Genomic DNA, 26,789 nt, shown 5'->3' with positions numbered 1-26,789 from the left:
ACTATTAACTATAAGGACATCAAAATGAGTATAACAATTCCCAACAGTCAGGTTTCGCCTGACTTTAATATTAATGAGCTAACCACGGGGACTCTAGACGGTACAGGTGTCTTTGATGTCCTTATGGATGCTGTTAAAGCCCATCTACATGAGGAGTATAAAGCTGAGCGTATCAGAGCAACTGACTACGCCAATGCTTATATCCGTAGTATGGAAATCGTACTACAAACCAGTAATCAATATGCACTGGGTAAGTCTAAGCTAGGGGCTGAACTACAGCTGATGGCGAAAGAGATGGAAAAGATTGATAAAGATATTCAAAGCAGTGAATACCAAGATCTACTAATCCAAGCACAAACCAAACAAGTTTCACAAGAAACTGATAGCATCAAAGCAAAACTACCTAAAGAACTGTTATTAATGGATAAACAGGTAGAAAAGACAGATGCTGATATTAGCTTAGCGAATAAAGAGATTGAAGTCGCAGCAGAACGGATTAAATTAACTCGTGAAGAAGTGGCTGCTCGTGTTGCTCAAACAGAATTGATGCGATATGAATTAACCCATATCAAACCACAAGAGCTGAAAATTCAACAAGCTGAAGTTGCTATCAAAGAAAAACAAATTCCTATCATGGAAAAAGAGCTAGAAGTTAAAGACAATCAAATTGCGATTGGTTTAGCTGAGATTAGCTTAAAAGAAAAACAACTGCCATTGATGGAACAAGAAGTTAATCTTAAGCGTGAGCAAGTTAATATCTCTAAAGAAGAAGTCCTTCTTAAGAAAGCACAGCTACCTATGCTTGAAAAAGAGCTATTGCTTAAAGATGAGCAAGTTAAAGTTGCTAAAGCTGAAGTTGCACTAAAACAAGCACAGATCCCAATTATGGAAAAAGAGCTTGATGTGAAATTGGCTCAAGTAGAAGTTGCTCAAGAAGAAGTTAAGATTAAGCGTGAACAGCTTCCATTAACTCAAGCTCAAACAGAGCAGGTAAAAGAGCAAACCAAACAAGTTACTGCACAAACCAAGACAATCAATGATAAGTTACCTAAAGAACTATTATTGATGGATGCACAAACAACAGTAACCCTAAATCAAGCAGAGCATGAAACTGTACGTAGTCTATTGACTGCCCAACAAGCAGCGACTCAAACTGAACAGACTAAACTTGTGACTGCACAAGTAAGTAATATTACTGCTAAGACACCTAAGGAAGTCTTAATGTTAGATAGTCAAATTAGCCAAGCTAATGCACAGACTAAGAGCATTAACGATAAGCTACCTAAAGAGGTTAGTTTATTGGTTTCACAAGACTTACAAGTGAAAGAACAAACCAAAGTAACAACAGCTCAAGTTGCTCAGACTACCAAACAGACTGAACAAATTACTGCTCAAACTGCTAACATTACCGCTAAAACACCAAAAGAAGTGGAAGCATTAGTGGCTCAAACTGCTAATACGACTGCTCAGACAACTGCAATTACAAGTAAGACTCCTAAAGAAATTCTAATGTTGGATTCTCAAAAACTACTTGTAGATGCACAAAAAGCAGGGCAATTAGAACAAAGCAAATTGACTGTAGCCCAAACTAAGCAAGTACTAGATAAACTCCCTAAAGAGCTATTACTCCTTGATGCACAGACGACAATTTCACTGAACCAAGCGGAGCATGAGAGTGTTCGTGCGTTACTGACAGCTCAACAGTCAAATACTCAAGCTGAGCAAACTAAGCTTACTGCTGCTCAAACTGCTAACATTACTGCTAAAACACCAAAAGAAGTTTTGGTATTAGATGCTCAAATTAAGCAAACTAATGCTCAAACAGACAGTATTGTTAATAAGTTACCTAAAGAAGTAAATTTACTTGATGCACAAGTAGAACAGACTAAAGAGCAAACCAAAGTTGTTACTAAACAAATTGGTCATACCCAAGCACAGACTAACTTAGCTGAAACACAGTTAGCTCAAGTTTCTGAGCAGACTGCTTTGATCGGTAAACAGGCTTTGACTGAAGCTGAAAACACTAAACTTGTTAAAGCACAAGCTTTATTGGCTTCAAGCAATCAGTTGATGGTTGATGCTCAAAGAGCAACCCAATTAGAACAGACTAAACTAGTAACTGCTCAAACTGCACAAACAAGTCAGCAGACTGATTTTGTGAAGTTACAAGGTAAGCAGATCACTGATAAGCTGCCTAAAGAAGTATTGCTACTAGATGCTCAATATAATCAAGCTAACGTGCAAACAAAAGTTCTTAATGATAATCTGGTTAAAGATTTACTATTAAAAGATGCACAAACGACTATGGCTCTTAATCAGGCTGAACATGAAAATGTTCGTGCACTATTGACTGCACAGCAAGCCTCTACACAAAATGAGCAAACTAAGTTAGTTACTGCACAAACAAATAGCATCTCTGCTAAGACTCCTAAAGAGATTTTAGTGCTAGATGAACAAATTAAACTATCTGCTGCTCAAGCAAGTTCTATTACTGAAAAACTTCCTAAGGAAGTTAATCTATTGGCTTCACAAGAGCTACAGACTAAAGAGCAGACTAAGCTTATTACTGCTCAAGTGACAACTGAGGGTAAACAATCTACCTTAGTAGAAGCCAATAAGTTAATGGTAGATGCACAACGTACTGCGGTAACTAGCAAAACACCTAAAGAGATTGAAGTGCTTACAGCTCAAATCAATCACACAGGTGAACAAGCCAAGTTAGCGACAGCACAGACTCAGCAGTTAAATGATAAGTTACCTAAAGAGTTACTAATTTTAGATGCTCAAAGAGTTCAATCTGAAGCTCAAACTAAAGTACTTGTAGATAACTTACCTAAAGACCTGTTGCTAAAAGATGCACAGACAACTATGGTATTAGGTCAAGCTGAACATGAATCAGTAAAAGCGTTACTAACAGCTCAGCAAGCTAATACTGAAACAGAGCAGTCTAAATTAGTCAATGCTCAAGTAAGCAGTATTAGCTCTAAGACTCCTAAAGAATTACTTGTTTTAGATAGTCAAATCAAACTGACTGCTGCACAAGCTCAATCAATTACGGAGAAGTTGCCTAAAGAAATAGGGGCAATTATTGCACAAGTGGCTCATACTGAAGCTCAGACTGAAGCTATCACTACTAAGACCCCTAAGGAAGTAGAAACCTTAGAGGCTCAGAAAGATCAAGTTATTGCTCAAACAGGTGCAATCGCATCACAAATTGAGCAAACCAAAGAGCAATCTAAACTTGTTGCTGCCCAAACCAGTAATATTACATCTAAGACTCCAAAAGAAGTCCTAGTACTTGATGAGCAAATCAAGCAGTCTGCTGCCCAAACCAAGGCAATTACTGATAAGACGCCTAAAGAACTTGACTTACTAACAAGTCAAAATCTACAAGTTAAAGAGCAAACCAAGATGCTGACTGCACAGATTAGTACAGAAGGAAAGCAAGCATTATTAGTTGATGCACAGAAGACTGCGATTACGTCTAAGACTCCTAAAGAGTTATTACTCTTGGATTCACAACGTACTCAGATAGAAGCTCAAACTAAGACTATTAATGATAGTTTAGCTAAGGACTTGTTACTGAAAGATGCTCAAACTACCATGACGCTTAACCAAGCTGAACATGAGACTGTTAAAGCACTATTAACAGCACAACAAGCTAATACTGAAACCAAACAAACAAGTTTGATTGATGCCCAAGTAAGCAGTATTAATAGTAAAACTCCTAAAGAAGTTGCTTTATTGACAGCACAAGAAGGTCAAGTAAGTAGCCAAGCAGCTTTACTAACTGCACAGGTAACTACTGAAGGTAAACAGTCACAGTTAGTGGATGCTCAGCGTACTGCTATTACTACTAAGACACCTAAAGAAGTAGAGCTATTAACAGCACAAGTAAGTAATATGAATGAGCAACGTAATCTGGTTGCTAAGCAAGTTCTTACTGAAGCTGAGAATACTAAGCTTGTGACTGCTCAAACTGGTTTAGCGACTAGCAATAAGAGTATGGTTGATACACAACGTACTACCCAAGCAGAGCAAACTAAGTTAGTAACAGCACAAGCAGCTAATACCACTGCACAAACGAATAGTATTACTCAAAAAACACCTAAAGAGCTATTACTATTGGATAGTCAGAAGTCTATGTTAGATGCTCAAAGATCAGGTCAGTTAGAGCAAACTAAGTTGATTACTGCACAGACAGGTAATACAACTGCTCAAACCAAAGTGATCAATGATACGTTAAGTAAAGACCTATTGATGAAAGATGCACAGACTACGTTGCTATTAAACCAGTCTGAGCATGAAACCATGAAGTCTCTACTAACTGCTCAACAAGCTGCTGTTACTACTGAGCAAGTTGCTCTGAATAAAGCTCAGATTGCATTACAAACAGCTCAAGCAGACTTAACTAAATATGATCTTCAAAATATCAAACCTCAAGAACTACAACTTGCACAGCAACGTGTCAATGTGGCTCGTGAAGAAGTTAAGATCAAAGGCGAAGAGTTAAAACGTATTCCTGCTGAGATTGCTCAGATTAATGCTCAAAAAGAGTTATATGCTCAAAAAGTAACAACAGAAAAAGCACAAACAGATGGTACATTCATTAAGAACAATTCTGTTCTTGCTAAGAATAATGATGTACTAACTGCACAGGCTAAGAGCTTTGATAATGATGGTAAGATTAAGATGGCAAGTATTATGTCTGATGTCTGGAAAGTCCATCATACCAATGCAGGTGATGCTGCTCTACCAAACGAAGTTAATAAGCTAAGTGCAGCTAACATTGGTAATGCAATATCTACTGCATTAAGGGGGGTAGGATCTAACGTAACCTAATTAACTAGTTAGTTATGAAATAAGCTAAAGTGATCTCACTTTAGCTTATTTTTATTGGTTTAGTTAGGTGGGTTATGGGTTTATTTAAAAAGAAAAAAACATTTACAAGTACAGACAGCGCTTCATTGTTTGATCCTGATCAGATTACAGATGCACAGCAGATTAAGAAACAGGCAGTTAAGCAGTGGATATTTGAAGGATCACAAAGACCTTTACATGATTATTTACTTGCTGCTAGTAATAATGGCTTAAAAGCCAGATGGGATAGGTTATACGATCTGGTACAAAATAAAAATATATATTCTGAATATCGTTGGAATTATAGTAGTAAATATATACCTCAATTAAATTGGAAGAAAGGGGCAGAACTGTATCTAAGAGAAAAGTTTCCTAATCAAATTAGTGAGTTTTTACATATAGATCATGGAGATTTGAGAGATTTACCTACAGTAGAGGAAGAAGTAAGAAAGCGTTTTAAGTTTAGTCAGGTAAATACAAAACATTTTCATGAAATTTTAATTCAAAGTAACACAAATTATGTTGTTGTTTTGGTAGGAAGTGACTATACACTTCCTAGTATGTTTTATAATTTAACTACTTATATAAATAAACCTTATTTTCTAGGTTACATAGATCCTAAAGAGGGTATAGTAAAATCTCCAGACTCATTGCAGAGAGGTTATTACTTAACTAATGAAAAAAACTTTAATGATATTCCTGAGCTTGCTAACTACCCAAGGGTAAGGGCATTATCTAAAGAGTCGTATAATTTTATAAAATTTCGTAAAATTGATTATGAGAACTTAATTCATGAAAGACTACATGAGAATAATACCCCAACTGCGGAATTAATAGCTTTAGACGCAAAAGTATTTTTAAATGACATTCCTAGCAGTTATATACCACAGCCATTTGCAGAAGACAATGATGAGAAACCTTATGAGTGGTTTGGTGCAGAATTTTTAAATAAACAAGGTAAGGCTCAAACTTATTATGAATACATCCCTGATCTTAGAGATCATCGTATTGCTGAGTTAGCTCGTAGTAAAGTTACGAAGTTCTCTGTGGCAATGTACCCCCCTATACCAATTAGGGTATCTAATCATGACATGGATGGGGATTCTAACTTACTATCAGGAAATTCTTCTTGGGGTAAGCTGTTTCTAAATACAGCAAGAAGAAACCAGCAGTTACAGGGTGCTGCTGACCGTCTAAGATATGATCGTGTATATGCAGCGGAAGCTTTGGCTATTCTTGGTTTTGATATTAAAGAATTAATATCTAGCTTCCGTGATAGTGTTGGAGGGGATTGGGGTAAACTAGATGAAGTATGGATATACTTAACTTTACCCACTCCCTTTAATAAATCAGATTATGACGATCCTACAGTAAATAAATATTGGATATTGTACAATTATTTGGCTACTAAATTATATGTAAACAATTACTTTAAAATAAATCAACGTCACAGTTATAAATCTTATGGTTATATGTATAATTCCCCTATAAATCAGTGGGCAGTAAAAGAAGCTTCTTTTGAAGCTAGTTCTAATAAATTTCAAGTTAGAATTAACATTGAAGACGTTGCTAGAGGTGGGTTTTTGTCAAATGGTTTGAACTTACGTAATAACTATAGAAATAGCGTTAAAGATTATGTAGCAAATTCAGGAAGTGTTCCTAATTATAGTGGTAAAGAAGTGTTTGATATACCTAAAGAGTTATTAGAGTACAAGATACATTATTCAGGTAATCCTTCAAACATACACTCTTCCCATGTTTGGTTCGTTCCTTATAATTTATACCCCTATAACAAGATAGTAAGGGCAGTGTCTTTACCTACTCTTGGAGGCTTTGCTAGATTAGAAGGGGCATCTTTCAATGGATTTAAGCGTATAGGCGATATTACAAGGCACCAACCTAGAATACCTATTTTTAAGGAGTTACTAAAGTATTTTAGTAAAACAGAGCAAGATATACTTTTACAATATGCAATGCAGATTCATACCTACTCAGAAGAAACTGTAAAAGTCTATCGTGGATGGGTTAAACCCTTTGTTAAATTTGGTGCAATCATTGTAGGTATTGCTGTGGCTGTTGCTTCAAGTGGTGGTGATGGCGGTAGTACTTATACTGCATTAGTTGCTTTAGCTAAGTCTATTGCAGTTAGTATTGCCATTAATGTGGTGGTTAAGATTGCTGTTAGTGTAGGGCTCATCTCACCTAAACTTGCAGGATACCTACAGTTAGTGATTTCTGTGGTCATGATGGCTCATGGTGCAGGTTGGGATTTTAGTAAGATTCTAACAGCACCTAATATTATGACAGCAGTAAACCAAGCATTTAATGCTTATAACAAACAAAAAGTATTTGAAATCGCAGAGACTTATAAGCAGATTCAAGATGAAACTGTTAAGTATCAAACCAAGATGGAAGAGTTACAGGCTAAACAACAAATGGTTGATTTAGGTGTCGCTAAAGATGCACAGCTTTATCTCAATATGCCTAGCTATGCACCTAAGGTAAACTTATTTGAAACACCTGAAATGATGTATGCTAGACATGACAATATCAACATTGTAAATATCTCATTAGGTATTGTGACTAATTTAAGTCATGGTTTATTAAGTAAACAACAGACACCTAAATTAGAGACAGTGAGAGATATTCAACAAGAAGTTGAGGATGTTCTTTTAATTACTTAATCCTAAGATAAGGAGAAATTTTATGATAGAAACTGTTCCTAATCCCTTTTATGTACCAACAGTAAGCTCTATTACAGGTAATCCTTGGGCTAATACAAATAGTGCTAACTTTACACTAGATAGTACCAGTCCATTTAGTTATGGTACACCTTCATCATCAGTGAGTAGTTATCTAACTAACTCTGGTTTAAGCTTTAATCCCACAGTATCTGTACCTACAACTGTTGGCTTAGCAATGGGTAATGACACAATTACTGGGACAGATAATACAGTGATTCCTACATTCACTGTAGATACTTCTAACCAACGCTATGCAAATATAAATGACCTTACTAGACCACCTGTATGGCAACAATGGGGACAGGCTGCACAATCTGTTGGTGGACTTGTCAAAGCAACTGCTAGTAATGCTACATCAGGTATTAGAAACAGTTGGGGACAAATGAGCACAGGTGAAAAGTTTACTACTGGTTTAAAAGCAGTAGGTTCAATCCTTGAAGCACTTAATGCTAGAAAAGCACATAAGCTTGCTAAACAAACACTGGCTCATAATATTATGAATAACAACCGTAACTATGAGATGCAACGTAAGGCTTGGAATAATACCTTAGAAGAGCGGCAGCGTTATCGTAATGCTTATTGGGAAGCCAATCATAAAGGGACAGGTATTGCTAGACCTGAAAGTGTTGGTGATTATTTAAATAGATATGGAGCATAATTATGTCAAATTTAGCCACTGTTTTTCATACAGCACCTAAATGGACAAATGTAGAAGCCATTGATGCTACTGATGCCATTAATAGTGCTTATAAAAATGCTGAGCTTCAGAATAAAGCTTTTAATCAATTTGCAGATGCAGGTGCTGATGTATTTAAATATGCACAGCAACATAGGCTTAATGAAGTTGAGAAAGAAATCAATGCAATGAATCTGGATCAATTTCAAGCTGCTGATAAAGCTGCTTTAGTTGATGGTTTAGTAGCTAAGTATGGTACTGATATTGGTGGTTTTGATGCTGCTAATATGAATCGTATTAATAAGTATGTAGATGATCGTGATACGACTCTAATTAATGATGCAGTAAATACTTTTTCTTATAATGCTGGTTTAAGAAAAGACACTACAGAAGGTATGCAGTTTGATGCTGATAACACTGCTTCAGTAATATCTACCTTAATCAACACTGCAAGTCTTTTACCTGAAGGTCATCCTGATAAAGAACCCCTACTTAAGAAGGTAGAGACTCTTACAGCAGACTTTATTACTAAGCACGCTTCTGGAGGTAACGTATTAAATCAATCTCTACAAAAGATTAAAGATGGTGATATAGAAGCCAAAACAAGGACAACTCAACTTGAAGCTGCTTATGCTGATGGAGTCACTAAACTATATGGACCTTCCTATATTACCTATTTAAACCAACATAGTGATCTTAAAAAGAGAGAAGCTGAAGCCAATAGTCTAGAAGATCCAGAAGCTAAAAAGACAGCATTAGACAATATTGCATTAGATAGGGCAGCATTAACAGCTCATTATGGTTCAGACATGATTGAGTCCCTAAAAAATCCACATATCTTATCAAGACTAGAACAGAAAGCTTATGAGGATTTCCATGCTAAACGTATGAGTGAAGCTGAATATCAAGCAACTATTTCTGCGATTGAAAATGCTAAAAAAGAGCTTGGTATTAAGGAAAAGGAATTAGAGGTTAAATTGCACTTAGGCGAGCAAGATAATGCTGTTCAGTTAGCAGCTATAGGAGCAAAAGGTGATTCTGGTCGTTCATCAAGTGAAATTAAAGCTGCTACAGAAACCAATATAAGCAGAATCACAGGTATGGGTGTTAGTAAAGAGATTGCTGCGGGTTTCATTGGTGATGATGGTGAGTTTAGTCCTGCAAAGACCTTAGCAACAGTACTAAATTATGCTAATAAGCTAAAAACTAATGAGAACAATGTTCCTAATACTACTTATGAGAAATCATACAGTAGTTGGATTGCAAGTGATGCTAGAGAATTGGCTAAAAAAATGGGGGTAGATGATAGAGCTTTTAATGCTTATGTCAATGTAGCAGCAGAGCTTGGCGTACCTGAAGTAGTAAAACGAGCTATTATTGAAGCAGGTATTAGTGGTAGATTGGATAAATACTATACAGGTAATGGTAGAGGTGTTTTTGATGGTAGTGCCAAATTCTTTAATGGAATGGAAAGTTATATTCGTTATGTACTTGAAAAGAAAGGTATGTTAAACGTCATTGAAAACGAAGTTAAAGACAATGCTTACCATCCAAATGCTCAAGAGTTCCAAAAAGTACTTAATGCAGTAGAGGTTGCTTATCCTACAGGTGTGAATGGTTTTATTCAAGATAACGCTAAACAGCTTATTCAGAATACTGCTTTCTTATACTATGCAGGACCTAAATATGTAGCAATGGTAAAAGAGGCTGTAGCTAAACCATCTAAAAAACCATCATCAACTAACAATATGAGTGCTAATGCAGGTAAAACACTTGGAGTACAAGAGCAACCTAATAAACTTCCTACACCATCTAACGTAACAGTTGTAACTGGTTCACCTAAAAAACCCTCTACGCAACAAAATCAGGAGTATAAGCCAAAGGGTAAAGGAGAGGTTAGAGGTAAGGTTATTTCTAATGATAAGCCACCTGTTGGCGGACCTAGAAGTTTATACAATTTCAAGAAAAATGTGGATAGAGCGATAGACTACTTTACAGGAGGGAAATAAGAATATTTTAAATAAAGCTCTGATAATCTCAGAGCTTTATTGCACCTACAGAAACGTCATTAATAAACATAATAATTACTCCAATAAGTATTAAAATACCAATACCTAAAGATAGGTATCGCAGTGTTTCATGATACCAACCATTTACTTTGGCTTTGTGATGTAATGATTGAGCACCTTCTATTGACTGGTTTAATACTTTATCTACAGCAGATTCTTTCTGTTGTACTTCAATCGTAATCTCATCAAGATCACCTAAATCTTCTTTCTTAATCTTGATGGTTATTTTCTCTGGTTTCTTATCCATAGTTAGTAACTACTAGTTAATATAAGTAATTTAAGATCACCGCCTTTGGCGGTTTTGTGGTTGGCTTGAAAGTCATTGAAAGTAATATAAATACCTAGTATAAAAAGATTACCCTATTAAGCCAAACCATGTCAATAGAGTAAAATTTATACTTAATATTATTTATTGTGATATAATCACAGTCTTCAAGCAACCCTACTTCATCATGAGTCATTGGCTTGTAACAATCTAATGTATCTGCTTGATGAATTAAATACCCAGTAAGTAATTTGATTTGCTTACTGGGTTATTTATTTATCTACTCTTTAGCATAAATAATTCGCCTGAGAAACTTGTTATTTATGCTACTTCATCAAAGGATTTCTTATATAAGACTTCTTTGATATCTAAACCAAACACTTCCAACCAAGCTGAAGCAGGGTAATGGTTGATCATAAGACCATAGTAATCTTTCTTCACTGGTTGGATGTTGTTTTGTTTACACCACTTTTTTAGCTTTGACCAAGGATAAAGAATCTCAGTTCGTAAATAAACTTCAGTTGTAGAAGCTGATGGTTCTTGTAAAGCCATTGGTTTAGGTTCATTCACTGCTTCTTTCATTTCTGTCAATACAGTAATGGCATCTTGAAATGTTGAAATGAGTAAGTCAATTTTAGTAAGGGTCATAATGTTGCTCCTATAAGTTATAAGTTAAAGGGATTAAAAAACAAACCACAAGAGCGTCCAACGGACGCAAATTAGTTATCTATCTTTCTCAAGATGTAAACTTACTTTATTTCTTAGAGTAACTGGATAGGTAAATTATGAGCACTGATCTTGATAGAGTCCTTCAAAATTTAAGAGATGCCCAAGCACGTAATATTGATCGGGTAGAACAAGTCCAAAATAGAATGGGTCTTAAAACCAATAGTGAGAAACAAGCACAACTTCAAAGAGAAGAAGAAGCTAGAAAAGCAGAGCATGAAGCTTACTATAGTAATGTTGCTAATAACGTAGCATCATCTTTAACTCCACACAGCTATTTCACGCCTGCACCTGCTAAAAAACTAGAAACAGGTAACATACTTACTGATACAGGATGGGGTGTTGTTTCTGGTCTTAACTCATTAGGTCAGGGTGCTTTAGCAGTGGCTGATACAATGTTTACACGTGACTTTGTTAATCCAGTCAATGCTGCTCATTATATGTTTACTGGAGATCTAAAACCTTTAATCTCAATGCCTGAGAATGAAAAGAAAATAGCAGGACGTGTTGTCAATGCAGGGATACTTCAAGGTGCTTTAAAGAATCTGGGCATCTATGACGCAAAAGCTGTAGAAGAGAATATAGCCACAAAATATTCTCCTGATTATCATCGTCAAGTTGCTGAAGTAGAAGAAGCCGTTAAAGACATTCAAAATCCTTTGCTTAAAGCTGCTGCTACATTTGGGCATAGCTTAACTAAACCTAATCTCTTGGCTTCAGGTGCTGGATCATCTTTACCTTTAGCAATTCCTGCGGGTGCTATTGCTAGAGGTGTAACGGCAGCTAATGCTGCTTTATCAGCAAGTACAGCAGCAGGGATAGGTACAGCAGTTACATCTTCTGTTGTAGAGTTGGGTGATACAGCAAAAAGGCAGGGATATATTACACATAGGGATGCGGGATACGATCTTGCTACAGGTGCAGGTATAGGTCTTGTCAATAAATTAGTTCCTTCTAATTTCTCTACTGAACAGATAATTGCTAATGGTGGTGTTTCAGCGATATTAGCTAACTCTGCAAATAGAGCTCGTACAACAGCTTTTAATGTAGCTACGGAAACAGTTCAAGAAGCAGGGCAAGGGGCAATAGAATCCGCTTTAAACCAACAACAAGAAGAAGGTAAGATTGATTGGGGTAAAGTAGGCTATGATGTAGGTCTAGAAGCTGCTATAGGCTTGGCTATGGGAGGTACAACTGCACTAGGTGGTAATATCAAAGCAGCAGTAGGGGATGTTAGTAATTTTAGATCTATCTTAAAAACAGATCCAAGTAATAAAAACTACGATCCTAATTATGCCTATCAAGCTAGTGCAGGTAAGGCTGCTTTAGGTGAGATAGATATTGATAGTGCTAAAGCTGAACAGACTCAAGCATTAACAACGGCTATGAGTCGTTTAGCTGAATTTGATGAAAAACTGGCACAACTCCCTGATGGTAAAGAAAAAGAGAAACTACAAAAACAGCGTAACGATTGGTTTAATAACCAAGTACAACCATTACAAGATACAGTTGCTGCGTTAGAACAAGTAGGTAATTTACAATTATCTCAAGAAATGTCTTCTGATGAAGTCTTAGAGCGTATTCTGGATTTAAATGCTGATGCTTACCATAGACGTAAACAGCAAGCAGAACAGCAACTGACTGATGCTATTAATTATGAGCCTCAGTTTGATATTCCAAATACAAATACAACTTCATTAGAGAATATCCCTGTTAGTAGAGTCGTTACTAATAAGGGTGGTGAACAAGTATCCCTAAGTATTATTAAAACCAGTAGTGGTAAAAAAGTAGAAGTTGCATCTGAGTATGCTCATCAATTTCAAGGCTTTATTAATGATCTTGAAGCCACTGGTTATAAGATTAATGATATAGGCGGTTTCTCAGACAGAGCTAATGTAAACGATAAAAGATACTTATCTAAACACGCATTTGGTTACTCTATTGATATTAACCCATCAACTAACTCAAACATCAAAGGTGCATCTAAAGAGGATCGTAAGAAGAACCCAAAGAAATACACAGATATGCCTATTGATACTGTTAGAGCTTTAGCTAATAAGTGGGGACTTGGGTGGGGATTTGATTGGAATAGTGCTTCAGATGCTATGCACTTCTCTGTTACCAAGAATGAAGGTGGTAGAAAGATACCTTTAAACAGTGTATCTAATACGATACCTAATCAACAAACATCAACAGGCGTTATTACCATTGGTGATAGTATTGCCAATGCCTTTGGTAATCACTATAAAAAGTCTGGTGTAACTTCTTATAGTAAAGACGGTCGTAATCCTAATGAAGTACTAAATACCATTACTAAACTTAACAAGAGTGAATTACAAGGTAAAACTGTCGTTCTATCTACTGGCTTATCTAATAATACCAAAGCTGATTTAAATACAATTCGTAAGCAGATTAAACATCTAAAAGATAATGGTGCATCAGTACAAGTGATGGGTGTTGCCAATAACTTTAAAGATGATACCAAGCTTGGTGCTCGTATGAATAATGACTTAGCTAATATTGCTAAGGAAATGGGTGTCACTTTCCTTGGTGGTTTTGATTATGCTAAAAGAGATAAATACAAAGCACATCCTGACAGTGGATGGTATAAACCAATCTATGACAAAGTAGGTACTACTCAAACTCAAACACAAGGACAAGCAGTATCAGGTACATCTCAATACTCAGCTAATTTTAGTATTGATAATACCAAAAAGAGTCGTGATGACTTGATTATGGGTACTTATACGGCTTTTCGTAGAGCAGGCTTTACTGATGGTCAAGCACGTTACTTGGTTGGTGAAGTAAATCGTGAAAATGGTTTTAGTGCTAAAACTATGTTTGGTGCTCACTCAGACCATGCTAATGGTGCTAGTAACTTTGGTTTCATCAGTTGGCAACAAGGCAGACGGACTAACTTATTTAAATTCCTAAAAGATAGGGGAATTGATGTTAGAGAGTCTGGTATTCCACAAACACAAGCCAGTTTAGATGCAATGGCTGCTTTCTTTATGCAAGAAATGAAGAGTGGTGGAATAACTCTTAGCCAGTATAGAAATGGTACTTATGATACCCGTAACTTCTTAAAACAAGCTAATCCAGATTTAAAAGACAGACGTTGGGGTCATGCTATTATTGGTTGGGCTTATAGTCAAAGCAAATTAAAAAGTGGCGCATCATTTAACTCTAGTGACCATGAAGCCAAGTTAGATCAAGGTCATGCTGATATTAACCGTTTGTTAGGGTCTAACTATTCAGGATCATTCTCTAATCAGTCTGGTAACAATAGTATAAATGTAGATGATAGTCGTACAGCACAAGAACGATTAGAAAGTTTAATAGCGAAGTTCAAAGATGAAAAAACCAAGGCTAAAGAAGCAGAAGCCCAAAAAGTGTTACAAGACAAGATTGACTCACTGGAAGCACAGGTTGCTAATATTCAGGCTAACCCTGAATCAGAGCCACAACAAGTCTCTGGAGAATCTGAAGTAACCAGTAAAGCACAGCAAGATACCTTTGATGAAGTCATTCGTTATTCTGAGATGCTCTCTGATGACATGATTAACATTTTGGTAGAGCAAGGTGCATTAAGTGAAAAACACGCTGAGAAACTTCGCTTATTAAATGAAGTACGTGTTGTAGAAAATGCGACTAAAAATGCAGACAATGTTAAGCATGATATTTATATTGGTAAGAAAGCCAGACGTGCTGAAGATGGTTATATTGGCTTACAAAGTTATCAACAAGGCTTAGTGCAGTACTTAAAGACAGATGATATTGAAGTACTAGACAGTTACTATAATCACTTATCTAGATTCAATGACAGTCATACGTCTAAAGCCATTGCTGCTAAACAAGCTATGGATAGCTTTGATGAAACTGAGCAACCCTTATATATTGCACGTAAAGCAGGTACTCAAGAATGGGAAGTCCATGAAGGTAGTATCTCAAAAGAGTTACGTGCTAAAACAGGTGCGATTGAGATTAGTAATATCTCAAGAAACTTTGTTAATAATTTGATTGAAGAAGCTGCTCATCTGAATCAAATCAAACAAGGTTATGATAAAGCTTATGAATTACATGGTGCATCTGATCATATTAAACACTCAGTAAAAGTATCAGACTTTGGTTTAATAGACTTCAGTCAAGTCTCTACTGGGGTATCTCAACAGCAACAGCCTGTATCTGTAGAGACTCCTACAAACCAAACACCTGTACAAGTTACTCGTGGGTCAAGTATCAATCAAGTATCTGTACCTGATGTTACAACACCAGATCCTACGATAAAACCTACAACAACAACACCTACACAAAGAAAACCTTTACGATTACCTACGAATCCATACAACGATACATTAGCTCGTGATAGTAGTGTGGGTGAATATCAACGTAAAATCCAAGCAGGTGAAGCAACACCTAATCATGTTTGGCTTGGACGTGGTGAAAGACAGGTCAATGATGAAGGTAAGATGGCTACAGTATCTTTATCCAGTATCTATCGTGGTACTGGATCAAGTAAAGATCCTGAAACTGGTCAAGTTACTGTTAGAAGTAATGTCTTTATTGATAAAAATAAAGAAGTCATCAAAGCAGGTATCTTTGGATCACCTATCCAACCACCTATCTATGCCAAATCAACCAATGCTCGTGATCAACAAAAACTTAAGTTGATAGAAGAGTTTGGTGGGGATATGTACATCATTGTTCATGATGGTACACAGGCAGGTAAAGATGCTGCTATGATTGAGAGTGCTAACCGTTATATGGACTTTATGCGTGTTGCTGTCAGTAATAACCAAGACTTTAGTCGTGCATTATTACAAATGGCTGCTAATCCTAATACGGGTTTTGTTGTACAACATAAGATGAGTAACTCAGCATTTAGTGAAGCTGCGATTGTTCCTAGAGTAGTAGAAGAACTCCGTCAATATCCAGAACTACAAAAAGTATCATATAAAGATCAACCACAAGCTGTCTTTAATGTTCTATCTAATATGGGTACATTAATGGCAGATGGTCAGTTTCATAGTGAGATTCAACGTCCTATTGATGCTAATACCTTTGGTAAAGAAGATAACTTATATAAGCCTCATGTCTTCTCTAAAGAGGATTTAAATAAGTTCAATGAATATACAGCGACTAATAGTATTAATAGCACTATTACTGGTTTAAACAATAGTGATGTAGGAAATAATATTCCACCTAATATTACTAATAATACTGGAATTACTGAAGCTGGTTTGAATAATAGTAGTAATCCTATTATTACTTCAGATGGGGTTAGTGAAGTACCTATTGTTGAAACTGGTATTGATGAAAGTACAGATACTGGTTTTGATCTTAGTATCTTTGAGTCTGATCAAGATAACACCACAGAAGCGTCAAAGACGCTTCCTACAGGTGTTTCTACCAGTACAGAAGGTAACCCTAGCCAAGAGACTGAATCTTCTGTAGATGAGCCTACAACGCCAGTAGAGACGATTTCAGTAAATCGTAATTCATCTATCCCAACGAATCGTGCTAGTAATGCAATCACTAAAGAAACTGTATTAAAACCAATGCAGGTTCGTAAACTAGAATCTACTTCTAAACCAAAAGAAGAAGAAACTAAGCCAGAAGAATCCGCTTATATACCTAATACACCGATTGAAAAGAGCTTTATCAATAAACCAGTTAAGGTGAGTGATTTATCCAGTTCTATAGAATCATCTCAGATTAAGCCTGAGAATAAGTCTCAGGCAGAAAACCAAGCATTGATTAGTGTATTGTCTAAATACAGTCCTGATATTAAAGTTGAGATTCAAGATAAGTCTAGCTATGACGAAAAAGCCAGTTATGATGATGACATTATCCGTGTGAGTGAAAACAGTAAAGACATTACTCGTGATATTGCTCGTGCAATGGTGCATAAGCAGATTGGTCATATTGCTGATGAACTAGATACCCTAGATCATGTGACTGCTTTGGCTAACATTGAAACCAAGAAACAAAGAGATGCTAATAGAAAAGAAGGTAAGCAAAACACTGATGTACTCTTTGATGATGAGGTTATTGATAGACAAGCTAAGTTAGGTGAATTACGACTAAGAGTAGATGAAATCAATAAAGATGTACGTAAAAGTATGCGTAAAATCTTATCTGATCCAAATCAGAAGTTTACTGAAAACAGTAAAGCATTGCTCATGAGAGCAACGGATTCTGCTGCTGATTTATTACAGCTTGGTTTATTCAATGAAGACGTTAAGTCTGTATTAAAACAAGTCAAAGTATCTCGTGGTAAGAATAAAGTTACTAAAGCTTATTATGCTTTAATGGATGCTGTTAGTAACTTCTTTGGTTTTAGTAAAGAGGAATCTACAGCTTATACAAAACTGTTAGGTGTTGTTAGTGATAGCACGACTTTAAGTGTGTTAGATACTGAAGGGAATTTCTCTAAATCTACTGAAGCTAAGCTTCGTCAGTTAAAAGAGCCTGTTGAAAGTATTGAGGAAGACCTGAAAAAACCTATTACTGCAACAAAGGATTCTAAAGCTGTTAGAAATGTCTTAAAAACAAGCTTTAGACAAGCACAGACACTACGCAAACCATTAAGTAGTATCTCTAACTTTGTTACAGAGCTTTATATGAATCCAATTAAAGCCAGTCAGATACTTAATCTTGATCCACCTACGAAAGCACAAAGAGAACAGATCAATGACTTTGCTGAGTTTACTGCTGAGTTTCGTGAGCATCTAAAAGAAGTATTTAAACCAACCAATGAAGGTTATGAAAATACGGCATTGGCAAACTATTTTTATGATAAAGACACTGGTGAATTTGATAGTAATGTTCTAGATGCACTGAGCTATGGTGCTTATGATTATCTAATCAGTGTTGCTAAGCATACTATGAATACTCGTGATGATATTCTTACTTTGCTTGGTTTAACCAGTAATGATGTAGAGCAAAGAAACAGTGCACACATTACTAAAGAGATGTGGAACACCTATAAATACATTGGTTCTGGTTATGTCAAAATTGCTGATGATTTAGGTAAACGAGTTGCTGAAACACTAAATATTCAGCGTACAGAGAATGGTTCTGTGACGGTAGATTCACGTCTGTATTCTGCACTGGGTACTTGGGCACTATCAGCAATGCAATCTGCTGATCTAATTCATCTACATAGTATCTCTAGTGCAAAACATAAAGAAGCGATTGAGCAAGTTAGTGGTGCTATTGATGAAAAGGATTTTAGTCCACATGGTACTGTTCGTTTTGTTTCCATTACTAATAAAGAAGGTAAGGGTATAAACAAACGTATCAATGAAATCAGTGAAACCAATAAAGGGACAGCAGGTTATCTGGCAGATATTATGGGTGGTGTGAGTGCTGTCCGTATACCATCACTTAAGCCAATAGAAGAAAGTGCTGAGAATGTTAAGCGTAGAATCAAGCGTACTGATGCAACAGTAACTGACCTACAAGCTCTACGTGTTGCTAAAGCACAAGCTCATGCAAATGTGATTAATGAACCTACCTTTAGTTTATTAACTAACTTGGCTTCTCAACATGAAGATACTTTCCTTGAGATGATTGGTGCTAAGTTAAAAGAAGGTGAGCTACAAACCGCTCATATCAATGATCGTGATGGCTTAGAAGGTAAGTCAGAAGCTGTAATGCGTGATTGGACAAATGCTGTAGATTTCATCAATAGCATACCTAAAGTCAATGGTGTTCGTCAGTACTGGGATACGATGTTTATGGCTGTTAATAGCCGTATGCACTATAACAGTAATATCTTTAACTATCAGTCTTCTAAACTACACCGTGCTATGGCTGAGCCTAGTAACTTTAAAGTGACTGTACAGCTTAAGAATACAGATGGAACATCAGTATTAGACTCGTTACAAAGTAAGCTGAAAGAGCATGGTAAAGAAATTCATTCTAAGCATTTGACTAAAGATGAATTAAAACTAACTTACTTCCTACGTGCATTGGCTGAGAATATGGAAGGTAGTGAAGATTTCATTGATGCTTACTTTGCAAGTACTGGTGCTAAAGAGATATTCACAGAAGGGTTTACTGTAGATAAATTGCCCAGTTATGTATTTATCCCTGCGTTTATAGAGTACTTAAACCAAGTACATATCCAAACAGCGACAGAGATTGTCTCTAAAGCACAAGCAGGTGACAAGATTTCATCTAAAGAGATGGATCATCTTAGTGGTGTTATTGCAGAAATGAAGATGGGGGCTAATTCTTTAAGAGCTCTAAGAGAATGGGCAGATTTCCAAACCGCACAAGAAAGCAATCATGATAATTTCACAACATCACTAGGTTTAGGCTCTGATGGTTTGAATAATGGTGCAGCATTAGCTCACTTCTGGAATGGGGCATTTTATAAAGATCTGTTATTACGTACTGGTTTCTTTAGTCTTGATGATGAGTTTAAATCTTATTTTGATGCTCGTCATAATAAGGATCTGGGTGATTACTATACCGCATTTAAGAACGCTGTCATTGATGAAAAAGCACAAGAAGATTTTATTAAGAGTTTCCATAAGAATTTAAAGAAAGACTTAGCGACTCATAATGAACAAGTCTTCCGTGCATTAATGAAAGTACAAAAGAGCTTAACTAAGCGTGCAGTGGCTAAGAGTGTCTTGATTCCATTTAACTATGGTGCAGGAATTAGATCTATGAAGAAAGCTGTATTCCGTACTTTTATGGAAGAAATGCAAGCTACAATCACTGATGCTGCCAAACAAGGTATTCTTAATAAGAAAGCTTTAGAAGCAGGTCAAATGACTCAATTAGAGTATGACACTGAACGAACTAAGCTTCTAAACCAAGTTAAAACAGTAGATCAACTATTCTCTTTTATGATGAGAAAACCTACTCAATGGAATATTACAATTGATAATGAACCTAAAGCGGTTGTGATCAATGATAACTTAGATCTCAAATATATGCTAGAAGCTTGGGTTAGTCCTGAAAATGAAGCCATGCTATCTAAAGAGTATGACTTTACTATGGGTCAATATCTTGCAGAAGTACTAAAGAGCTATGAAGATATGTATATCCATAAGAATAAAGTCAATATGCGTATGCTGAGCGGTGCAGTTGAAATATTCACTCAAATATATCATGAAGTAGAAGAACGTGCTATAGAGACTGTAACACAAAGAATCTCTGAGTCTTTAGTTGCTTCTGGTTTAGATAAAGCAACAGCAGATGATTTGGCTTATAAAGAAATCAAGTATCGTGGTTTATCTGATAAAGAGCGTGAAGAGCTTGTCCATTCTGTGATGGATAAAGTTCAGGCACAGATTCATAATGTGTATTCTGTACAAAATGGGGAATCTAAAGCTAAGGTACGTTTAACACGACTCAGGGAAGCACTTACAGCAGATAAACTGAACTTAACCAATAACAGCTTTTTCTTAGTCAATAAATCAGGTAAGTATCAAGCCACTTCATTTGGTAGTCCTGCAAGACAGACCTATCTTGAAGATAAAGCTCTATTAGCTAACTCTGTACAAACACAATCTATGGATAGTTATATCTCATCCTTTGCTATGTCTTTGGGTAAGAAAATTAATATTAACATCCATGATGCGAATATTGGGGCTATTGATAATCAGCTTGATATGATTACCCAACAAAACAAAGCCACATTCCAAGCTTTGGTCAGTTATCATGGTCAGCTTGAGTCATTACGTACATTAGCCAGTGTTATTCAGAGTAGCTATGCACTGGTTAAAGAAGGCGTTCTTGATGAAGATTTTCATAACACTGAAGCCTTTGCTGAGCTTACTAAAGCTCTTACTGGCTTAATTAATGAAGTTACAGAGACTGAACTTAATAAACTAGATCAGTTAGCGAATCTGGCTTATGTACATCAGTATGCAGGCGAGTTTGGTGAGTATCAAGTCACAGATGCTGATCGTCAAACTGCTCTAAAAGAAAAGAGTAAAGTTGTGGATCAAATCAAGCAATTAGCAAAAGAGTTAGATCTTGATCAGTATAAACAGAAAAACAGCACTGCTAAATCTTTTACAAAGAGTGGAGCGTTGAATCAATCTGAAACTAGAGCAACAGAGCAAGTTTCCCAACTTCCCACAGCAAGTACAGGAACAGACGGTACTCAGGGAACTGCATTTACTCACTTGTCCAGTACACCAACTGAGCCAACAATCCAAAACCTAAAACAACTTGACCAAACCATTAAAGGTCTGGTTAATGTCAGTGAAGTACAGTTAAAGCTTAATAAAATGTTGATGGGTAAAGCCAACCAACATCTAAGCAAGATGTCTGTGAAGTTTTCTGATGTGACGACACCTAATGGTACTCGTGCCTATGGAAGCTATGATGTAACTACTCATACATTGACTTTGGATAACCAAACCTTTAACCAGAGTGGTAACGATGAGAATAAGCTACGAGTTATCAATCATGAGCTTGTACACGCTCTGACTGAGTACGCCATCATCTCTAATGCTCAAGACTTACGTAGTGAATTAAGTCATCTAAATAAGATGCTTGATGCTGTCATGGTTAAGTGGCAAGAAGATGTAGCGTTTAATAAAAAGTACGGGCATAGTCGTCATGACACCGAAGAAGATGATTTAACTCGTGTTAATCAAATCATGGAAGTCATCAAAGCATCTCAAGAAGCTGATACAGCTAATGGCAATCAGTATGCGGGCTTAAGTGAGTTTATCGCTTATGGTATGACTGACTCTGAGATGATGCGTTATATTGATGACGCTATTGAGCTTGATGATTTGGGTATCAAACTAAGAAAAGGCATCTCATCTGTGATGGATTTCTTGGTACGCTTAGCGTCTAAGGTGCTTGGTTTTAAGGGTGATGGATATAAAGCATTTGCACAAAATGTTGAAACTATCATGGATAATCCACCTGTGGATTTACTGACCTTAGTAAGTAATGATGTTCGCTTTAGCGCTTCTGCTATGAAGTCAGTGCAAGCTAATATTAAACGTGGTACAGAAGCCATGAATAAAGCCATCACAACCAAAGCGGATGTTAAACGTGCTATGTATCGTAATGATATTGGTTGGGTTGATTTTGTCTGGGGAAGTACTGGTATCCTGAAAGCTAATGGGAAAACCAAAGGTGCAATGGGTATTAGTCACATTATTGAAGCTCGTATGCGTAAAGACGGTATGAGCTATGATGAAGTGGTTGATATGCTGACAAATGCTACAGTAGATACTATTGCCAAGGGTAGAGTACTTGATAGATTTGAACAAGGTGGAGCAACTAAGTTGCAGTTAGTTCTTGATAATCACTTAGTTAGTTTAATCAAAAATCAAGGTAGTAATGCTTGGATGATCACTGCCTTTGAGTTGTTTGAAGATGGTACTGGCAAGGGATATGGCAAAACCAGTCCTACGCACAATCAGTCCTATTCCGCTCGTACTGATGTGGGAGCTTCAAACGAAACCAATATAACACAAGTCACTTCAGATAACAATGAAGACACTCGTTATTCAGAGATATTTGATGAAACAGATAAACAATCTGTATCAGAAGTATTTAATTCATTGGATAGTCAGACAATCACTGATGGATGGAATAAGCATCTGCAAGAAGTTTGGGATAGTCTGTTTGAGGGCAACATTACTTATAGTAGCTTAAGTGAGATGGATCAAAAGAGTCTTCTAGATACTGCTAAACAAGTGAGTGAGTATTTTGTTCCACATACATTTAATATGACTGTTAAAGAGCAGTTATCTTATCAAGCAGTTACGAGTATTGTAGATTTCTTAGTTAATAATCATGCTGACTCTAACATCACATCAGAGCTTAATAAGATTCATGCACAACTGATTAAAGCTTATCCTACTGCTGCTGATCTGTATCCTGACTATCATACAGTGAATGATGAAGTGAAAAATCTGTATGAAACTGAGCACAGTAAACTGTTTAAGTCTGTAGGTGAGATGAATAACTTAGCTTCTGTTGTTGGGTTGGTTTTATCATCACAAACATTCAATGAACTGACTGATCAGAAAGTAGAACTACGTAAAATCAAGCATGAGAGTTGGTTTGATAAGTTCATGAATTTATGGCACAAAGCGATGAATTTATTGAGAAGTAAATATCTCAATGCAGATAGTACTTCTGAAGCAACCAAACAGCTTATGGCAAAGCTGATTAATGCTGAAACTAATGCTCGTTTAGCTCGGGTATCTATGATAGATAAAGCGTGGAATACGGTGTATCAAAAGCCTATGGATGCTGCTAACTGGGTATGGGATAAGACTTGGGATGTTGGTAGTGACGCTATCATCAGTGGCTTACCTATGTCTGATACGATGCGTGATACTTGGCGTAGTCATAAAGAGCGTATTAAAGCTGCTAAGCAATTAGAGGATCTTAGTCAAAGTAGCATTGCACAGAACAGCATGAACCTGACGGTAGAAGCAGGTTTAGCAATTACTGGTTTGGATATGAATATGTCTTATGGTGGAAACCAAGACATCAAATCAGCAACACGTGGCTTTGTCAAAGAAACTGTCAATGAAATGTTAGGTCAGCGTGGTGTAGGTCATACTGTAGAGCGTGTTATCCGTATGGTGAATAAAGTAGCACAAGATCGTGCTAACTATAAGCAGTCTATGCTGAATAACTTTGCTTCTATTATGAAAGATCCTAAGCGTTTTGATAATCATGCTAAGCAGTCTATCACTCGTACTGTCATGATGTCTGATGCACAGACACTACTACATTATCATGGCATGGAACAGACACTCAATTATATTGCTAACTCAAAACAACGAAAAGTTCGTATTAAAGAGTTGGAAGATAAGCTACAGTCTTTATCCAAAAACCGTGAACATTTCAATCAATTACTGAAAGATACCAAAGACTTGGCTTGGTATATGGTAGGTGAAACCGTCTCAGGTGATGTGAAAAAGAACGCTGAATTGATTGCAACTTCCGCAGGAACACGTAGCGTTACACCTTATGAACAGATGGATCAAACGATCTTTGAAACGGTAGATGAGCTAGTAACACTACATGGCTTAGAGATGGTTAATGGTAAGTATATGTACACAACACAAGACTTAATTCAAAATGAAGGTCAAGTGTTGATTGCTATGCTGAATACTCATCATGATCTTGTAAAACAATCCAAAGAAGAATTTAAGGACAATCCATTGAACTATATCAAAGGATTCAAGCCTGCAATTCATAATCCTCATGTAGATGTGGTTGCTGTCAAAGCTGAGGAAGTAGATGATTATATCCAAAAAGGCTATGAGCAAGCACTGCATGATCCCATTGTTCAAGATGAGTTAGATAGTACTGAACCACGCTATCTGATGATCAATAAGAACGCACCGTATGCTCGTTATAATTCTGGTGGTTTGGAAATGAAAGATACTCACTTCCGTGGGTATGAAGTCTTTAACTATAAGACTGACTCTAAAGAGTTAGCTCGTGTAGGTCAAGGACGTTTAAATCGCAATACTGAGCTTGCTAAGACAATGGATGCACGCAATTATGATCCACGTAATATTAAGGGTAATCATCTCATTCCTCGTTATGGTAATGATATGTTGATCTTAGGTTATAACTATGAAATGTCAGGTGAATTAAGAGATAAACTGCTAGATCGTGACTTATCATTTGACATGATGTTAGCTTCTATGGGTAGTGAGCTTGTTGCTAAACCAAAGTTAGTCAATACACAGCGTACGTTAGCACAAGTACTGGCTGAAGACGCTAAAAACCCTACTACTGGTTTTAAAATCTCACCTGTACACTTTACAGTGATTAATCCTGATTCTCCTGACCCAAGAGTTCAAGAGATGCTACGGATGATGCCTTATGAGTTCTACCAAGAAATGCAACGTCAATTTGGTAAGGGTAAACCATTTGTTATTCGTACAGCAGTATTTAACTCTGTCTTTGGTTTCAGAAAATACAATGTCTCTGAGATGTTTGACAAAGTCAGTGGTGAGCGTAATTACTTTGAGAAGTTCATGGTCACTTTGTATGAAAATATCTATGGTAAACAAGCTCGTAATAAAGCAGCTAATCATCAATATGTCTGGGAATGGTTTGTTACCCAAGCCAAAGATTTGATTGTGATTCGTTCTGTCAAAGTTTTGATTGGTAATATTATTGCTAATGCTTTGATTTCAGCAGCTTACGGTATTACGCCAACAGAGTTAGCAAGAGGTATGTTCTATGCTTGGAAAGAAGGTAAAGCTTATCGTCAATTACAAGCAGAAGAACAGCGTATTAACTTTGAGTTGCTTAATACAACGTCTGACTCTCAGCGTAAAAAGCTTAAAGCAGAACTCATTGCTGTCAGACAGAATATGCAAAATTCAGGTATGCACAAGTACATGGAAGAAGGTTTAATGAGTACGATTGTGGAAGACATTGATATGGGCTCTGAAACCAAGTTATTTAAATCTGATTTTGAGAAGAAATTAGATAACTTAGCAGAGAAGATACCACAACCAGTACGTACAACACTGAAGTGGGCAACATTTCATCCTGATACTGAAATTCATAAGTTCTTGAGTGAATCTACTCAGTTCTCTGATTTTGCTGCTAAGTATGTATTAGCCAAGCACATTGAAAAGAAATCATTGAAAATGGGTAAATCTAAGAAAGCTGCATTTGAAGATGGTATCCAGATGGCTCAGGAAGTATTCATTAACTATGACATTCCTACAAACCGTATGCTACAAGCCGCCAATGATTTGGGTCTGTTTATGTTTACCAAGTTTACTGTGAGATTCCAACGAGCACTAGCAAGACAGTTACATCAAAATGGTGGTCATGCAATGCTTCAACATTTCATGGTAGAAGAATACTTACCTGTTGCAGGGGTATTAAATCCATTCTTCCCTATGTTTAATATAGGTCTTGGAGCATTTACAGGGATTGGTGCATTAGCACAACTACCAATAATAGCTATGTTCTTATAAATAAGAAGTGTACCTTGATTTATTAGTCTAAAATTTCTATACTAATAAGCACTAAAAACCTACCTAATACGGGTAGGTTTTTGGTATTTACTCCTAAATTACGCCAACGCATAATAAGTCCTTGATTTTAAATATGAGATACTCCCTTGGTAAGGGAGAGGTCGCGAGTTCAATTCTCGCCAAGAGCTCCATATTTAGAATCCTTAGATACTTCTAAGGATTTTTTATTGGGGATTTTTTGGTGTTTATGATCATTTAGCGCATATAGTCAACATGATTTGATTTATGTCGCAATAAAGGTCGGCAGCGGCTAGTTTGATTATTTCATCAAGATGGCTTAATTAAGACATTATGATGAAATAAAAGGATTTAAATGTATTTCAATCAAAAATCTTGTATGCTATAATGTGTCAGGATATGGTTTTGAATTTATTTATATATTTCAAAATCGTGGTGTTTAATTAACAATGAGGAAACCATCATGGCAAA

General features: G+C 36.5%; 7 protein-coding genes and 1 tRNA gene. 6 read left to right on the top strand and 2 right to left on the bottom strand.

What is annotated here, in order from left to right; all coding sequences use genetic code 11:
- The first annotated feature begins 24 nt into the window (after positions 1-24).
- The 4 genes from B0180_RS02065 to B0180_RS02050 all read left to right on the top strand — a co-directional run bounded on the left by B0180_RS02065 (position 25) and on the right by B0180_RS02050 (position 10,289).
- Positions 25-4,842: a hypothetical protein gene (locus tag B0180_RS02065; protein WP_078255462.1), complete on the top strand. Its 4,818-nt coding sequence runs from the start codon at positions 25-27 to the stop codon at positions 4,840-4,842.
- Between the two features lie 74 nt (positions 4,843-4,916).
- Entirely contained in the window at positions 4,917-7,544 is a 2,628-nt protein-coding gene (locus B0180_RS02060; protein ID WP_078255461.1) for a hypothetical protein, read from the top strand.
- 22 nt (positions 7,545-7,566) lie between these two features.
- Positions 7,567-8,262, top strand: a complete 696-nt coding sequence (locus tag B0180_RS02055; RefSeq protein ID WP_233424895.1) for a hypothetical protein — start codon at positions 7,567-7,569, stop codon at positions 8,260-8,262.
- A 2-nt stretch (positions 8,263-8,264) separates the two neighbouring features.
- On the top strand, positions 8,265-10,289 hold the full coding sequence (locus B0180_RS02050; RefSeq protein ID WP_078255460.1) for a hypothetical protein: 2,025 nt from the start codon (positions 8,265-8,267) through the stop codon (positions 10,287-10,289).
- 28 nt (positions 10,290-10,317) lie between these two features.
- Here B0180_RS02050 and B0180_RS02045 read toward each other — a convergent pair whose 3' ends face one another.
- A complete protein-coding gene (locus B0180_RS02045) occupies positions 10,318-10,596 on the bottom strand; it encodes a hypothetical protein (protein ID WP_078255459.1) in 279 nt (92 codons plus the stop codon).
- A gap of 339 nt (positions 10,597-10,935) precedes the next feature.
- Entirely contained in the window at positions 10,936-11,262 is a 327-nt protein-coding gene (locus B0180_RS02040) for a hypothetical protein (protein ID WP_078255458.1), read from the bottom strand.
- 137 nt (positions 11,263-11,399) lie between these two features.
- Here B0180_RS02040 and B0180_RS02035 point away from each other — a divergent pair, with 137 nt between their 5' ends.
- Both B0180_RS02035 and B0180_RS10120 read left to right on the top strand, forming a co-directional pair.
- Positions 11,400-26,300, top strand: a complete 14,901-nt coding sequence (locus B0180_RS02035; protein ID WP_143821253.1) for a putative barnase/colicin E5 family endoribonuclease — start codon at positions 11,400-11,402, stop codon at positions 26,298-26,300.
- A 120-nt stretch (positions 26,301-26,420) separates the two neighbouring features.
- Positions 26,421-26,491, top strand: a tRNA-Thr gene (locus B0180_RS10120).
- Positions 26,492-26,789: the final 298 nt, after the last annotated feature.

Source organism: Moraxella canis, from assembly GCF_002014965.1.
Classification (GTDB): Bacteria; Pseudomonadota; Gammaproteobacteria; order Pseudomonadales; family Moraxellaceae; genus Moraxella; species Moraxella canis.
This window is presented reverse-complemented; position numbering and strand designations above follow the sequence as displayed.

Bases quoted from the DNA above. Each gene is read 5' to 3' on its own strand.
- B0180_RS02065 (WP_078255462.1), top strand. From the start codon at position 25: ATGAGTATAACAATTCCCAACAGTCAGGTTTCGCCTGACTTTAATATT.
- B0180_RS02060 (WP_078255461.1), top strand. From the start codon at position 4,917: ATGGGTTTATTTAAAAAGAAAAAAACATTTACAAGTACAGACAGCGCT.
- B0180_RS02055 (WP_233424895.1), top strand. From the start codon at position 7,567: ATGATAGAAACTGTTCCTAATCCCTTTTATGTACCAACAGTAAGCTCT.
- B0180_RS02050 (WP_078255460.1), top strand. From the start codon at position 8,265: ATGTCAAATTTAGCCACTGTTTTTCATACAGCACCTAAATGGACAAAT.
- B0180_RS02045 (WP_078255459.1), bottom strand. From the start codon at position 10,596: ATGGATAAGAAACCAGAGAAAATAACCATCAAGATTAAGAAAGAAGAT.
- B0180_RS02040 (WP_078255458.1), bottom strand. From the start codon at position 11,262: ATGACCCTTACTAAAATTGACTTACTCATTTCAACATTTCAAGATGCC.
- B0180_RS02035 (WP_143821253.1), top strand. From the start codon at position 11,400: ATGAGCACTGATCTTGATAGAGTCCTTCAAAATTTAAGAGATGCCCAA.